Genomic DNA, 14,301 nt, shown 5'->3' on the forward strand with positions numbered 1-14,301 from the left:
CTGAACAAGATCTTTCGTCACGACGCCAGACGGAAGACGGCTTGACAGCTGAAGATCGAAAGCTGTGCGACAGCCTCCCGGCGTTGGCGCGTAGGTGCCGAAACCCGCGGCGGACACGGGCCGGGGTGAGTCGCTCCTGTTTGACCATGCGGAAGGTGTGCTCGATGTCGAAGCGGCGCAGGAAAGCGTCCCCGTCACCGACGGGCGCGAGCTGGCCGCCAACGTCGGCTGGTCGCCGGACGGCCGGGTTTCTCGCCACCGTGCCGTGGGTCTGGGACGGGCCGTCCGCCGGTATCACCGGCGGCACCACCAACCACGGCGCGTTCCTGTCGAACGCCGGCGACGTCGAGTTCGTCCCCGTCAGCGACGGTGGCGCGCTTCCGCCGGCGCCGCTCCAGGACGTCGTGCAGCTCCTTGGCTGGCGCTCGGCGGGCAGCGTGGTCGCCGCGACCACGAACGCCGCGGGACAGCTGTCGCTGACCGAGATGCAGCTCGGCGCCGGCACCCGCCGGATCCTGTCCCGCTTCGACACCGGCTCCACCTGCGAACTGGGCACCCAGACCTGTCAGGTGTCCGACCTGCGGCTCGCCACCGGCCTGCTGCCCGACCTGACCGTCCGGCCCGCCGGCCGCCCGCAGCGCGGTCCCTGGCCGCTTGCCCTGACGATCCCCGTCGCCACGGTTTTCCTCGGCACCGCCCTGCTGCTGGGGCGCCGGCTGCGCCGGGACACCGGCGGGCGTCCCCGGTCGGCTCTTGACCGCGGAATGTGATCGGCTTGGCTTCATCAATCAGAAAGGTCTCTTTACTATTCTGCTCCATCCTCGTGGGAGTGCCGATGCGACCATTCCGCCACCGCCGCCTCACCGCCGTCGCCGCCCTGGCGACCCTGCTGGTCACCGCCGCCCCGCCAGCCGCCGCGAGCGCGGGTGACAGCCCCGACCGCCGCGCCGGCTACCACCGGGTCGGCTACTTCACCCAGTGGGGCATCTACGGTCGGGCCTTCCCGGTCAAGAAGCTCGACACCTCCGGGGCGGCGAGCCGCCTCACCCACGTCAACTACGCCTTCGGCAACGTGAGCGAGGACGGCCGCTGCTACGTGGACGGCGGGCCGGGCGAGGGTGACGCCTGGGCCGACTACCAGCGTCCCGTCCCGGCGGAGGAGAGCGTGGACGGCGTGGCCGACGCCTGGGGCGAGCCGCTCAACGGCAACTTCGGCCAGCTGGCCAAGCTCAAGGCCAAGCACCCCGGCCTGAAGGTGATGATCTCGCTGGGTGGCTGGAGCTGGTCGACGTACTTCTCGAACGCCGCCCGCACCGACGCCTCCCGCAAGGCGTTCGTCGCCTCCTGCATCGACCTCTACCTCAAGGGAAACCTCCCCGTCCTGGACGGCGGCAGTGGCGGCCCGGGCGCCGCGGCCGGGGTCTTCGACGGCGTCGATCTGGACTGGGAGTGGCCGAACTGGCCGGGTGAGCCGGGCAACGTGGTACGCCCCGAGGACCGGGAGAACTTCACCAAGCTGCTCGCCGAGTTCCGCCGGCAACTCGACGCGTACGGCCGGCAGACCCGCAAGCACTACCCGCTGACCGCCTTCCTGCCGGCCAACCCGGCGACCATGGACGCCGGATACGAGGGACGCAAGATCTTCCAGTACCTGGACTTCGCCACGGTCCAGGGGTACGACTTCCACGGCGGCTGGGACGCGGTGACCAACCAGCAGTCGGCGCTTCGGGTGCCGGCGGGAGCGCCGGACAGCCCGGACTTCTCCGCCGAGGTGGCGATCGACGGCTGGATCGCCCGCGGCGCGCCGCGTGGCAAGCTCGTCCTGGGCATCCCGTACTACGGTCGGGGCTGGACCGGCGTAACCGGGGGCGGCACCGGCCTGTTCCAGCCCGCGACCGGGCCCGCGCCGGCCACCTTCGAGGCCGGCTACGAGGACTACCGGCAGCTCAAGACCCTGGCCGGCAACGGCTTCACCGTCCACCGCGACCTTCGTGCCGGGCACGCCTGGTTGTTCGACGGCACGACCTTCTGGACGTACGACGATCCGGCGGTCGTGCTGCAGAAGACGCTGTACATCCGGCGGGCCGGCCTGGCCGGAGCGATGGTCTGGTCGCTGGACGGCGACGACGACAACGCCACGTTGACCAAGACGATCGGCTTCGGGCTGGCGACGGGGTAGCCGTACCCCTGCCCTGCCGGCCTACCGGCCGTCGCCGACCGATTCCTCGGCCGGCGGCGGGCCGGTAGGCCGTGGCGGCGGAGCGCTTCAGCGCTCAATCGAGGCTGCACACGGCGACGTGATCAGCGTGCCCGCCGGTTGGCGCGCAGGGCGCCGAGGATCACGCCGGGCGTGGCCAACGAGCTCGGATGCGCACGCATGGAGACCACCTCGTTGAACCGCCGCGCGATCGCCACGTCCGTGACGGTCGCCGTGACGATCTGCCGGCTGACCCAGCTGGAGAACCGGTAGCCGCGCGGGTAGGGCGCATCGACGTGCGGCAGCGCCAGGTCGGCGGAGGTCGACGTCGACCAGGCGGCGTCGACCACCACCTGCTGCAGGTCGAGGAAATGGCGAGCGGTCACGCCCAGATCCGGACCTGATCGCAGGTACGTCGACAGGCAGGCCGCGTGCAGGGCCGCCGCCGTGATCCCCTGCCCGTAGACGGGGTTGAACGACGCGACCGCGTCACCGACGCTGACCAGCCCGGCCGGAAACCGCTTCAGCGCGTGGAAGTCCCGCCGCCGGCTGTCGGCATGGCGGTAGGTCTGGACGTCGCCGAGCATCTCGTTCCCGGCCAGTTCGCCGAACTCGGGCGGGAACTGGTCCCGCAGCCGGCGGACGAAATCCTCCGCGGTGCGCCCCGGACGGTTATCCCCGTAACCGGCCATCATGGCCATCCACCGGCCGTCCTCGACTGCGAAGAACGCGGCACCGGCCACGTCCGCCGCCATTCTCGGCGTGTGCAGCGCCAGGACGACCGCGAACTCCGGGTTCGCCTCACGGCGTCGGAACAGGGCCGTCGCGTAGTTCAGGTGCACGGTCATCCGCCGCATGGCGGGCCGGTCCCAGCCGGCCTGCTCCAGCCACTCCGACAGCCTGCTCGACCGCCCCATCGCGTCCACCACGAAGTCGCCGCTCTCGACGCCGGGCGCCCCACCGACGTCGCAGCGGACCCCGGTGGTCACGTCACCGTCGAACACGAGACCCGTGGCGCGGGCAGTGATCGTCTTGACGTTGGGCAGTCGAAGCACCTGCTGGCGGATCAGCCCTTCCAGCAGCGGCCGGCTGCCCGCCAGGCTGTCGGCGTCGTCCGGCACGACGACCTTCAGGCGGCCGTCGAGATAGTTCCGCCTGGCCGCGGGGGGCGCCTCGATCGCACCCTGCGCCAGCGCCTGTGCACGGAATCCAGGGAACAGCTGCTCGAGCTGGAGGAAGCCGCCGGGCAACAGCGCGTGCAGCTGCGTCCCCTGGGGCACGCCCGGCCGCTCGCCGGCCACGTGCAGGTCGTCCCGGTCGATGATGACGACGCTCTCCGCGTGGTCGGACAACACCCGGGCGGCCAGCAACCCGGCGACACTGCCGCCGATCACGACGGCCTTGCCCATGATCGGAGACGCCTGCTCGGGTGGTCGCACCGCGTTCAGCGCGGCGAAGACCCGAGCCGGGGAGAGGGACATCGTGCTCTCCAAGGGGTACGAGGGGTGCCTTCTCGCGTGCCTGCCGCCGACCGGCGCGCGGGCGCGGGGACGGTCCGGTGAGCATGACGCCCGACGATCGTCGCACAAGCGCCGACCGCTGCCCGAAAACGTCCGCAAGGCGACAAAGTGCCGGGTCGGGGCGCAGCTGGGGCACGACCGCCGGCCCGACCGGCACGATAGCGTCGGCGCGATGCGTACCCCCTCCGATCCGGCCACCCTGACCACGGCCGAACGCGCGATCGATGCCCGCTTCCGCGCGATCCTGGCCCGGCTGCCCCGACGCGGGCCGGTCGGCAGGCTGACCGAGTTCGTGGTCTTCGGGCTCAAACAGGGGTGGGCCTGCGTATTCGGTGGGGCCATGCTGGCGGTCATCTTCGCGGCACATCTCTGGTACCCGGAAGACACGGCGTTCGCCCGCAACGACTTCCTTACTCTCGCCGCGGTCGCCATCCAGGTCGCAATGGTGGCCGGACGCCTCGAAACCCTGCGCGAACTGCGGGTGGTGGTCCTGTTCCACCTCGTCGGCACGGCGATGGAGTTGTTCAAGACCCACGTCGGCTCGTGGTCGTACGAACCCGACGGCGTACTGCGGCTCGGCGGGGTGCCGCTCTTCAGCGGCTTCATGTACGCCGCGGTGGGCTCCTACATGGTCCGGGTCAACCGGCTGTTCGACCTGCGTTTCACGAGCTACCCGAGGCGGTGGGCGACGGCTGTCCTGGCCGCCGCGATCTATGCCAACTTCTTCACCAACCACTACGTCATGGACATGCGGTGGCCGCTCATCGCCATCGTCGCGCTCCTGTTCGGGCGCTGTGTCATGCAGTTCCGCATCTTCCGGTTCCGTTGGCGCATGCCCCTCCTGCTGGCCTTCCTCCTCGTCGCCTGCTTCATCTGGTTCGCCGAGAACATCGCCACCTGGTCGAACGCCTGGCTCTACCCCACCCAGCTGGGCGGTTGGCACCCGGTCTCGCCGGCGAAGCTCGCGTCGTGGTTCCTCCTCATGATCGTCTCGGTCGTGCTGGTCACCTGGATCTCGCCCCCGCAGCCGCCGGACGACCGACAGGCGGATGCGGCGACGGGCGCCGACGTGGCTCGTCGGACGGAGTCACGCGTCCGGTGAACCGCTATGGCGGACCGATGCCGGATGTTGGTAACGGGCCGACCGGGACGCTTGGGCAACCGCGCGGACCGCATTGACTCGATCGAGCCCCTCGTCAGGCCTCAGGCGGTCTTCGCGGCCGAGGCGCCGCGTCCCCGCACCGAACGGCTGACTTCGGAGCCGCCAGTCCAGAATTGACGTTCTCTCCGTCCTAGACGGAGATTCCCTCCGCGCTGCGCGTGGGACGCGCAGCGTTCGGGTGGATTCCTGCTTCTCGGCGCGGTGCCGGCACGGGTGCCGGGTCTTACCTGCGCTCCACAGGCGTTTAGGCTCTCGGCGCGTCCCGCCGCGAGCACGTTGATGGCCGCGTTGACGTCCCGGTCGTGAACCGTCCCGCAGGGGCAGGTCCACGACCGGACGGACAGCGGTTTCGGGCCGTCGATCCGGCCGCACGTCGAGCATGTCTGCGTGGTTGGCGCGAACCGGTTGATGCGGGCGAAGGTCCGCCCGTACCGGGTGGCCTTGTATTCCAACATCTGCACGAACTGCGACCAGCCAGCGTCGTGCACCGACTTTGCCAGCCGGGTGCGGGCGAGGCCGGTCACGCACAGGTCCTCGACGTACACCGCTGGGTTGTCGCGGATGATCGCCGTGGAGAGCTTGTGCTGCCAGTCCCGCCGCTGGTCGGCCACCCGCGCGTGCGCCTTCGCGACCTTGACGACAGCCTTCTTACGATTCGCGCTGCCTCGCTGCTTGCGCGAGAGCGCCTGTTGCCGCTTGCGGAGTTTGCGGGCGGCCCGGCGCAGAAACGTCGGCGCGGCTACCTTGGTGCCGTCGGACAGGACCACGAAATTCGTCAAACCCAGATCGATGCCGACCTCGGCGTCCGTGGGCGGCAGCGGTTCATTCGTGGCCTGCACGACGAACGAGGCGAAGTACCGTCCTGCCGCGTCCCGGATGACCGTGACCGAGGTGGGTGCCGCCGGCAGTCGCCGGGACCAGCGCACCGCCACGTCGCCAATCTTGGGCAACCGGAGCCGGCCGTTGTCGAGGACCGTGAACCGGGCGTTCGCGGTGAATCGGATCGCCTGCCGGTTGTCCTTGCGAGACCGGAACCGAGGCGGGCCCACCTTGCGCCCCTTGCGCTTACCGCTGACCGAGGCGAAGAAGTTCCGGTACGCGGTGTTCAGGTCCGCGAGGGCCTGCTGAAGCACCACCGCCGACACCTCACCCAGCCACGCCCGCTCGGGCGTCCGCTTCGCCTGCGTAATGACCCGCTTCGACAACTCGCCGTCCGGCAGGTACGCCTCGCCGGCCTCATGGGCCTGCCGGCGTGCGCGCAGCCCATCGTTGAACACCACCCGCGCGCACCCGAACGCCCGCGCCAACGCTTCCCGCTGGCCCGACGTCGGATAGACGCGAAAGTTGTACCGAAGCTGCACATCGGACAATTTAGCGTTCGCCTATGACTGAAATCGGAAGCATCCACACTGGCAGGCATTGCTGACTCGCGCAGCGCTGCGGTCGCTCGCGTCCGTGGGTGACGATCCGCGAGCCGCCGCGTGACTCCGGCCCGGGGTGCGAGGGCGTGCAGACGTCGACCTGCATCTGCACGCCCCGCACCAGCGATCCGATGCTTGTTGGTGGATCCAGGCCAGGGAAAGCTCAGCCGCAGTTGCCCCAGCTGTACCGGCCAGCGCTCTGCCAGCTGGTGGCGTACAGAACCTCGCCGCTGTACATCACACACTTGTCCCGGGCGGAGCGCTGGATCGCGGCGTAGTACTTGTAGCTGCCGGAGTCGTAGGCCCAGGATGCGCCCTCCACCCGGATCCCGGCGGAAACCCCGGTCGTCGAGCCGACCGCCACCCGCTTGAGGGTGGCGACACAGTTGTACGCGGTGGCGCTGTTGTACATCAGGTAGACGTCGCCCACCTTGGTGCCGTCCGACGCGTAGATCGACCGGTGGCCGTCACTGGCGTACGCCCACGAGCCACCGAAGTCGTTGGCGCATGCCTGTGCCGCGGTGAACGGATTCGTCGCGGCCTGTGCGGGCGAAGCGAGCGTCACCGCCGCGACGGTCGCGGAGAGAATCGAGATGGCCAGTCGTCGCGCTGATCCGCGCACACGGTCCTCCAAATGCTCCGGCGCGAAGATCGCGCACACGAGCGGCCATGATCCCACAGTGGAGGGTAAGCAAGATCCGCGGCAGCGCCTGGGCAGGTCCCCCGCTACTCCCCTTCTCGTGGCGCGTCGCCGTTCTGGATGCATTCAAGAATAAAATGGAGCATACTGCGCAACGTGGCCACGACCTCGGAGTTCGAGCGCATGCTGCGCGAGGCTGGGCTCCGCGTGACCCGTCCGCGGCTGGCGGTGCTGAGCGCGGTGCACGCGCATCCGCACGCCGACACCGTCTCGATCTTCGGTGCCGTGCGTCGGGAGCATCCCGAGGTGTCCCACCAGGCCGTGTACGACGTGCTGCACGCGTTGACCACCGCGGGGCTGGTCCGGCGCATCCAGCCCGCCGGCTCGGTGGCCCGCTACGAGTCGCGGGTCGGCGACAACCACCACCACGTCGTGTGCCGGTCGTGCGGCGCGATCGCCGACGTCGACTGCGCCGTCGGCGAGACCCCCTGCCTCAACGCGTCCGACCACCAGGGCTTTTCGATCGACGAGGCCGAGGTCACCTACTGGGGGTCCTGCCCCGGGTGTGCCCCGGCACCAGGATCCAACTGACCGAACCAGCGAGTGACAGGAGAAGGAGCGACGTGCCTGAACACGGCAGCGAGAGCGAGAACCCGGCTATCCCCTCCCCGACCCCGAAGCGGAGTCGGCCGAGGGGCAACCAGGACTGGTGGCCGAACCAGCTGAACCTGCAGGTTCTGCACCAGCACTCCCCCCGGGCCAACCCGATGGGCGAGGCCTACGACTACGCGGAAGAGTTCAAGAAGCTCGACGTCGACGCGCTGAAGCGGGACATCTTCGAGGTGATGACGACGTCGCAGGACTGGTGGCCGGCCGACTACGGCCACTACGGGCCGCTCTTCATCCGGATGACCTGGCACTCCGCCGGCACGTACCGGATCGAGGACGGCCGCGGCGGTGGCGGCGACGGCGCGCAGCGCTTCGCCCCGCTCAACAGCTGGCCCGACAACGCGAACCTCGACAAGGCGCGCAGGCTGCTCTGGCCGGTCAAGCAGAAGTACGGGCGGAAGATCTCCTGGGCCGACCTCCTGGTCTTCGCCGGCAACTGTGCCCTGGAGTCGATGGGGTTCAAGACGTTCGGCTTCGGCTTCGGGCGCGAGGACATCTGGGAGCCCGAGGAGATCTTCTGGGGGCCCGAGGACACCTGGCTCGGAGACGAGCGCTACAGCGGCGACCGGGAGCTCGCCGGCCCGCTCGGCGCCGTGCAGATGGGGCTGATCTACGTGAACCCGGAGGGGCCCAACGGCACCGCGGATCCGCGGGCCGCCGCCCGGGACATCCGCGAGACCTTCCGCCGGATGGCGATGAACGACGAGGAGACGGTCGCGCTCATCGCCGGGGGCCACACGTTCGGCAAGACCCACGGCGCCGCCTCCGCCGAGTACGTCGGCCCTGAGCCCGAAGGCGCCCCGCTCGAGGCGCAGGGGCTCGGCTGGAAGAACAGCTTCGGCACCGGCAAGGGCAAGGACACGATCACCAGCGGGCTCGAGGGCGCGTGGACACCCACCCCGATCACCTGGGACAACAGCTTCTTCGAGACCCTCTTCGGGCACGAGTGGGAAGTCTGCGAGAGCCCTGCCGGCGCGAAGCAGTGGAAGCCGAAGGGCGGCGCCGCGGCGGACGCGGTGCCCGGCGCCCACGACCCTTCGGTCCGGTACGCCCCGATGATGGCGACGACGGATATCGCGTTGCGCGTCGACCCGAGCTACGAGCAGATCTCGCGGCGCTTCCTGGCGAACCCGGACCAGTTCGCGGAGGCGTTCGCCAAGGCGTGGTACAAGCTCTTGCACCGCGACATGGGGCCCGTCTCGCGCTACCTCGGCCCGTGGATCCCCGAGCCGCAGCTGTGGCAGGACCCGGTCCCGGCGGTCGACCACGAGCTGATCGCGGACGAGGACATCGTCGCCCTCAAGGGCAGGGTCCTCGCCTCGGGACTGTCCATCTCCCAGCTGACCCGGACCGCCTGGGCGTCCGCGGCGAGCTTCCGCGGCACGGACATGCGGGGCGGGGCCAACGGGGCGCGGATCCGGCTCGAGCCGCAGAAGAACTGGGAGGTCAACGAGCCGGCCGAGCTCGCCACGGTGCTGCGGACGCTGGAGCGGATCCAGCAGGAATTCAACGACGCACAGTCCGGCGGGAAGAAGGTCTCACTCGCCGACCTGATCGTCCTCGGCGGGTGCGCGGCCGTCGAGCAAGCGGCCCGAGATGCCGGGCATGACGTCACGGTCCCGTTCGCACCGGGGCGCACGGACGCCTCGCAGGAACAGACCGACGTGGAGTCGTTCGCCGTGCTCGAACCGAGGGCGGACGGGTTCCGCAACTACCTGCGGGCCGGGCAGAAGTTGTCGCCGGAGACCCTGCTGCTGGACCGGGCCAACCTGTTGACGCTGACCGCTCCCGAGATGACCGTCCTGCTCGGCGGCATGCGAGCTTTGAATGCCAACGTGGGACAGGCACCGCACGGCGTCTTCACCGACCGGCCCGAGACGTTGACGAACGACTTCTTCCGGAACCTGCTCGACATCGGCACGGAGTGGAAGGCATCCGCCACGACCGAGAACGTGTACGAGGGTCGGGACCTCGCCACGGGCGAGGTCAGGTGGACCGCCACCGCCGTCGACCTCGTCTTCGGCGCGAACTCCCAACTCCGGGCCATCGCCGAGGTCTACGGCAGTGCCGACGGCCAGGAGAAGTTCGTCCAGGACTTCGTCGCGGCCTGGGTCAAGGTCATGAACCTGGACCGGTTCGATCTCGCCTGAGGCGACGCGGGCCCCGGTCACGGCAGACGTGACCGGGGCCCTCCATCCTGCGGCCGTGATCAGTGCGTGGCCGGTGCAGGTGCGCCTGCCGAGGGGGCGGGTTGGAACAGCTCGATCAGGTTGCCGGCAGGGTCGTCGAGCAGGACTTGGCGTCCGCCGGGCCCGGCGACCACGTCGCTGCGGAACGACAGTCCTGTTCCGCGCAGTCGGTCGATTTCGGCATCCAGGTCGTCGACGACCAGGTGGATGCGGTTGCGTCCGGCGGTGGCGGCGTCGTCGGGGGTGGCGCGGGCGCCCGAGCTGGCCGGCCCGGACAGCAGCAGCCGCAGTGGGCCGCGTACCACGTCGGCGAAGGCGGGCGCGGCGCTGGTGTGCAGGGTGAAGCCGAGATGGGTGGTGTAGAAGTCGATGGCCGTCTGCACGTCATCGACGAGGTAGCGGACGCTGGCGTACTGGTCTGGTGCTGTCACGGCTGAATTCCCTTCAGGAACCGGTGGCGGTGAGGACGGGCAGCAGGTGTCTGATGCGGGTGTCGATGTCGGCCGCGGCGTGCTGGAAGGCGGGGTGGCTGGCTTGGTCGGTGTCGCCGGCCGTGGCCGGGTCGGGGATGCTCCAGTGCACCCGCCGGGAAGGGTCCGGAAAGTCAGGGCAGGCCTCGCGGGCCTTGTCGCACAGGCTGATCACGTAGTCGAACCGCCGGTCGGTCATCGTGTCCACGTGCCGAGGGAGCTGGCCGGTGACGTCGATGCCGAACTGGTCGTGCAGCACGCGTACGGCGTTGGGATGAAGGCGTGGCTTGGGCCGGCTGCCGGCGCTGGCCACCTCGACGTGGCCGCCGGTGCGGTGGCGGAGCAGAGCCTCGGCGATCGGTGAACGGGCGCTGTTGCCGGTGCACACGAAGAGCACGCCGACGCCGAGCGGGCGCCGCAGGTCCACCGGGGGGATGCGTGGCGCGGGGCTCCGGCGCAGTGCCGGGTGCAGCGCGGCGCCGGTTTCGGCCATCGCCTCCGCGCAACGGTCCAGATCCAGGTGGTAGTAGCTGTCGCGGCCGTCGAAGCTGCTGCGCGTGGCGGTGACCAGCCCGCCGGCACGCAGCAGCCGAAGGTGGTAGGAGACCAGGTTCTGCGGCTCACCCACCAGCGTCACCAACTCCCGGACCCGGTAGTCGCTGCTCGCGAGTGCGGTCAGCAGCCGCCATCGCAGCGGATGGGCGGCCAAGCGCACAAACGCCGGGGTGTCGTGGTTCGACGACGCCACGCCAGCAGGATACATCAAACTGCTTTGATGAAATAGGCGACTGGTGCGGGCGTGGCCCTGGCGTCCGAGCCGGGTCAGGGGGCGGGGAAGGAACCGTCGCCGAAGAGGATGCGGCTGGCCGCGGCCCGCCCGAACGGCGTGCGCAGCAGCGTGAACGCCGCTGCCGCGACGGCGGGGGTGCGCACCTGCGCCAGCCCCCGGCGCAGCATCAGCCTTCCCCGGAAGCGGGCACGCAGCGCGGCTCCGTCGTAGCGGGTCAACGCCTCAGGATGGCCGGAACGCAGCGCCTCGTCGAGGACGGCGGCGGCGAGTTCGGACAGCCGCAGGCACGGATCGAGGCCGCCGGCGGTCAGCGGAGAGACCGCGCCTGCCGCATCTCCGACCAGGAGGCCGTCAGCGCAGCTGATCCGGCGCAGCACCCCGCCGACCGGGATCGGGCCGCCGCGCCGCTCGACCTCCTCAGGGCGGTCGACGCCGGGCAGGCCGGGCGCCGAGGCACGGAACCGCTCCAGCGCCTGCCGAAGACCGTCGGGGAAGCGGTTGGCGTAGCCGGCGACGCCGACGTGGGCATGCCGCCCGTCGTTGACGACCCACGCCAGGTAGCCGGGGGCGAGCGAGGGGTCGAGCACGCAGTGGAACGCCGGTGGCTCCGCGCAGCCGGCGACCCTGAAGACCTCCTCGGCACCCACCAGCAGGTGGTGGTTGCGGTCCAGGGCGAGGTCCCGGGCGACCCGCGAGCGGGCGCCGTCGGCGCCGACGACAAACCGCGCCCGGACCTCGGTCGGCCCGTCACGATTGGCCAGAAGGAAGGCGTCGGCTCGCCGTCCGACATAGCGGGTGCCCAATGCTGTCCGCACGCCGGTATCGGCCGCGGCGCGGGCCGCTGCCACATACAGCGCCGCCATGTCGGCCACCCGGTACTCGTCGCGCGCACTGACAAGGGTCACCCGGCGGCGCAGCCCCGGGGAGTAGAGGGCCACCCGTCGGATGGGCGGCCCGAGGCACCCGGGAGGTAGCGAGAAGTCCTCGAGCGTACGCCGAACGAAGATCCCCGTCGTGCGGATCGCGCCGGTGAGCGTGGGTCGCCGTTCGACCAGCAGCACGTCGTGGCCGCGCTGGGCGAGCAGCGTCGCCGTGTGCAGACCGGCCAGCCCGGCCCCGACGACCAACACGTCTACGATCATCAGTTCCTCACCTGTCGGGAGTCGTGGACGGAACGCCGCCAGGAGCAGACGGCACCGGAGCCGGAGATGATCTGCCGACCGCTGGGACCGCCCGCTACCGGTTCGCGTCGTCGCGCATCAGCCGCAGCCAGCCGAGCAGGAGGACGCCGGCGGCCCAGCCGAGCAGGACCGCCGACGATGACGCCGTCGTCATCCCCGGCACCTCCCCGAGCAGGAGGAACGCCGCGCCGGACCCGGGCAGGACATCGGCCAGCGCGGACATCCACCGGTAGCCGAACTGCGGTAGCAACAGCGGCAGTACCAGCATCAGGAGGAACACCGCGACCAGGGCACCGGCGGTGTTGCGCAGCAGGAAGCCGAGCCCGACAGCGAGGGCGGTACCGGCCGCAAAGACGAAGGCGACGGTGGCGAGTACCCCAAGGCCGTCGACCAACGGCAGGCTGAGTCCCGGCCGGGCCGCGGCGAAGGCCGCCAGGGCGGACGCGAGCCCCAGCAGCACACCGAGGCCCGTGGCAGCCCCTGCCGCCACGATGGCGCGGGCGAGGTAGAGGACCGCCCGGCGCGGCGTCCACTGCAGGGTCGGAACGATCCCGCCGGTGGCGTAGTCGGACGTGACCGCGATCAGGGTGAGCGAGCAGGGCGAACTGCGCCGGCATGGCGCTGATCGTCGACACGGCCCATGCGGGATCGCCCCGGGGAGGAACGGGATCCGCGGCGGCCTCGAAGCCGGCGATGGCCCCGATCCCCACCATCGCCACGGCTGCCGCGACCAGGAACCACCAGGTGGTCTTGACCGTCCACAGCCGGGTCCATTCGGCAGCGCAGGTGCGGGCGAACAGGCGCACGGTGGAGACGTCCTCAGCAACCGCGTGCAGGTCAGGAGTGGTCGGCGGAGCGGTCATTGCTCTCCCTCCGGTGTCGCCGGAGCACCCGTCGTCCGGTGGCCGTGGTACTCGACGTGGTTGCTGGTGAGCGCGAGGTACGCGTGCTCGAGGGAATGCTGGACCTCGGACAGGTGGTGCAACGGGATGTGGCAGGAGTGGGCGACCTCGCCCACTCCTCGGCGCTGCTGCCGTCGACCTGCAACTCGTGGGTGTCGACGCGCTGTACGGTGAGGCCGCGTTCCCGGAGCCGGGTGAGCAGGAGATCCGACTGCGTGCTGAGGACTCGTATCTGAACGTGCCCCAGTCCGCGCAGGATGTCCTCGGTCGTCGCGTCGGCGATCAGGCGGCCGCGACCGATGATGATCAGACGGTCGGCGGTCTGCTGCATCTCGCTCAACAGATGGCTGGAGACCAGCACGGTGCGCTCCTGGTCGGCGAGTTGCCGGAGCAGCCCGCGAATCCAGCGGATGCCGTCCAGGTCCAACCCGTTCATCGGCTCGTCGAACAGCAGCACCCGGGGGTCGCCGAGGAGTGCTGCGGCGATCCCGAGACGCTGGCGCATTCCGAGCGAGTAGCCCTTGATCCGGCGGCCGGCCGCGCGTCCGAGTCCGACCTGTTCGATCACCTCGGCTACCCGGCGCTCGGAGATGCCGTTCGTCCGAGCGGCCACCCGGAGGTGGTTGCGTCCGGTACGACCGGGGTGAACCGACCCGGGGTCGAGCAGCGCGCCAACCTCCCGGAGCGGTTCGGTGAGCGTCGCGAACGTCCGGCCGTTCACGAGGACCTTTCCGGAGGTGGGTCGGTCGAGGCCGAGCATCATCCGCATCGTCGTGGACTTCCCCGCTCCGTTCGGCCCGAGGAACCCGGTGACTCTTCCCGGCTCGACATCGAAGCTCAGGTCGTCGACGGCCAGGACGTCGCCGTAGCGCTTCGTGAGCCCGCGGACCTCGATCACCGGCGGCCTCCGCGCGAGGCGTGCGGAACCGCCGGGCCGACGGCGGTGACGTGTGCGGCAGGTGGTGGGCCGAGGTGGTTCATTCGTCGACCCACTCGAGCAGGTCGCCGGGTTGGCAGTCGAGCACGAGGCGTGCGGAACCGCCGGGCCGACGGCGGTGACGTGTGCGGCAGGTGGTGGGCCGAGGTGGTTCATTCGTCGACCCACTCGAGCAGGTCGCCGGGTTGGCAGTCGAGCACCCGGCACATGGCTTCCAGGGTGC

General features: G+C 70.4%; 14 protein-coding genes. 5 read left to right on the forward strand and 9 right to left on the reverse strand.

The window, feature by feature from the left end:
• Positions 1-260 precede the first annotated feature (260 nt).
• Together ACVCAH_RS36060 and ACVCAH_RS36065 are read left to right on the forward strand one after the other, a co-directional pair.
• Positions 261-770, forward strand: coding sequence for a hypothetical protein (locus ACVCAH_RS36060; RefSeq protein WP_447140697.1), 510 nt, complete (start codon positions 261-263; stop codon positions 768-770).
• Positions 771-835: 65 nt separating this feature from the next.
• Positions 836-2,179 carry a glycoside hydrolase family 18 protein gene (locus ACVCAH_RS36065; protein WP_447140698.1) on the forward strand — a complete coding sequence of 448 codons (1,344 nt, stop codon included), beginning with the start codon at positions 836-838 and terminating at the stop codon, positions 2,177-2,179.
• Positions 2,180-2,301: 122 nt separating this feature from the next.
• Here the strand turns inward: ACVCAH_RS36065 and ACVCAH_RS36070 are convergent, their stop codons facing one another.
• Entirely contained in the window at positions 2,302-3,678 is a 1,377-nt protein-coding gene (locus ACVCAH_RS36070; RefSeq protein ID WP_447140699.1) for an FAD-dependent oxidoreductase, read from the reverse strand.
• A gap of 211 nt (positions 3,679-3,889) precedes the next feature.
• Between ACVCAH_RS36070 and ACVCAH_RS36075 the strand changes: the two genes are divergently transcribed.
• Positions 3,890-4,819 carry a DUF817 domain-containing protein gene (locus tag ACVCAH_RS36075; protein WP_447140700.1) on the forward strand — a complete coding sequence of 310 codons (930 nt, stop codon included), beginning with the start codon at positions 3,890-3,892 and terminating at the stop codon, positions 4,817-4,819.
• A 101-nt stretch (positions 4,820-4,920) separates the two neighbouring features.
• On the opposite strand, the gene ACVCAH_RS36080 is transcribed toward ACVCAH_RS36075, so the two are convergent.
• Positions 4,921-6,240 carry an RNA-guided endonuclease InsQ/TnpB family protein gene (locus tag ACVCAH_RS36080; protein WP_447140701.1) on the reverse strand — a complete coding sequence of 440 codons (1,320 nt, stop codon included), beginning with the start codon at positions 6,238-6,240 and terminating at the stop codon, positions 4,921-4,923.
• A gap of 223 nt (positions 6,241-6,463) precedes the next feature.
• Complete coding sequence (locus tag ACVCAH_RS36085) at positions 6,464-6,922, reverse strand: hypothetical protein (protein ID WP_447140702.1); 459 nt, start codon at positions 6,920-6,922, stop codon at positions 6,464-6,466.
• 201 nt (positions 6,923-7,123) lie between these two features.
• On the opposite strand from ACVCAH_RS36085, the gene ACVCAH_RS36090 reads away from it, so the two are divergent.
• A complete protein-coding gene (locus tag ACVCAH_RS36090; RefSeq protein ID WP_447140708.1) occupies positions 7,124-7,531 on the forward strand; it encodes a Fur family transcriptional regulator in 408 nt (135 codons plus the stop codon).
• Positions 7,522-9,759: a catalase/peroxidase HPI gene (katG, locus tag ACVCAH_RS36095; RefSeq protein WP_447140709.1), complete on the forward strand. Its 2,238-nt coding sequence runs from the start codon at positions 7,522-7,524 to the stop codon at positions 9,757-9,759. The genes ACVCAH_RS36090 and katG overlap by 10 nt, the downstream gene beginning before the upstream one ends.
• Positions 9,760-9,818: 59 nt before the next feature.
• Here the strand turns inward: katG and ACVCAH_RS36100 are convergent, their stop codons facing one another.
• The 6 genes from ACVCAH_RS36100 to ACVCAH_RS36125 form a co-directional block, all read right to left on the reverse strand.
• A complete protein-coding gene (locus ACVCAH_RS36100; RefSeq protein WP_447140703.1) occupies positions 9,819-10,229 on the reverse strand; it encodes a VOC family protein in 411 nt (136 codons plus the stop codon).
• Between the two features lie 13 nt (positions 10,230-10,242).
• Complete coding sequence (locus ACVCAH_RS36105; RefSeq protein ID WP_447140704.1) at positions 10,243-11,016, reverse strand: arsenate reductase/protein-tyrosine-phosphatase family protein; 774 nt, start codon at positions 11,014-11,016, stop codon at positions 10,243-10,245.
• A gap of 74 nt (positions 11,017-11,090) precedes the next feature.
• Positions 11,091-12,200 carry an FAD-dependent oxidoreductase gene (locus tag ACVCAH_RS36110; protein WP_447140705.1) on the reverse strand — a complete coding sequence of 370 codons (1,110 nt, stop codon included), beginning with the start codon at positions 12,198-12,200 and terminating at the stop codon, positions 11,091-11,093.
• A gap of 94 nt (positions 12,201-12,294) precedes the next feature.
• On the reverse strand, positions 12,295-12,699 hold the full coding sequence (locus tag ACVCAH_RS36115) for a hypothetical protein (RefSeq protein ID WP_447140706.1): 405 nt from the start codon (positions 12,697-12,699) through the stop codon (positions 12,295-12,297).
• Positions 12,700-13,076: 377 nt separating this feature from the next.
• Positions 13,077-14,039: an ABC transporter ATP-binding protein gene (locus tag ACVCAH_RS36120; RefSeq protein ID WP_447140707.1), complete on the reverse strand. Its 963-nt coding sequence runs from the start codon at positions 14,037-14,039 to the stop codon at positions 13,077-13,079.
• Positions 14,040-14,230: 191 nt separating this feature from the next.
• Positions 14,231-14,296, reverse strand: a complete 66-nt coding sequence (locus tag ACVCAH_RS36125; RefSeq protein WP_447139377.1) for a helix-turn-helix domain-containing protein — start codon at positions 14,294-14,296, stop codon at positions 14,231-14,233.
• Positions 14,297-14,301 lie beyond the last annotated feature (5 nt).

The organism is Micromonospora sp. LZ34, assembly GCF_052981855.1.

What these genes read in the sequence shown, in the direction of transcription:
- ACVCAH_RS36090 (WP_447140708.1), top strand. Translation starts at nt 7,124, where the DNA reads ATGCTGCGCGAGGCTGGGCTCCGCGTGACCCGTCCGCGGCTGGCGGTG.
- ACVCAH_RS36110 (WP_447140705.1), bottom strand. Translation starts at nt 12,200, where the DNA reads ATGATCGTAGACGTGTTGGTCGTCGGGGCCGGGCTGGCCGGTCTGCAC.
- ACVCAH_RS36065 (WP_447140698.1), top strand. Translation starts at nt 836, where the DNA reads ATGCGACCATTCCGCCACCGCCGCCTCACCGCCGTCGCCGCCCTGGCG.
- ACVCAH_RS36070 (WP_447140699.1), bottom strand. Translation starts at nt 3,678, where the DNA reads ATGTCCCTCTCCCCGGCTCGGGTCTTCGCCGCGCTGAACGCGGTGCGA.
- ACVCAH_RS36075 (WP_447140700.1), top strand. Translation starts at nt 3,890, where the DNA reads ATGCGTACCCCCTCCGATCCGGCCACCCTGACCACGGCCGAACGCGCG.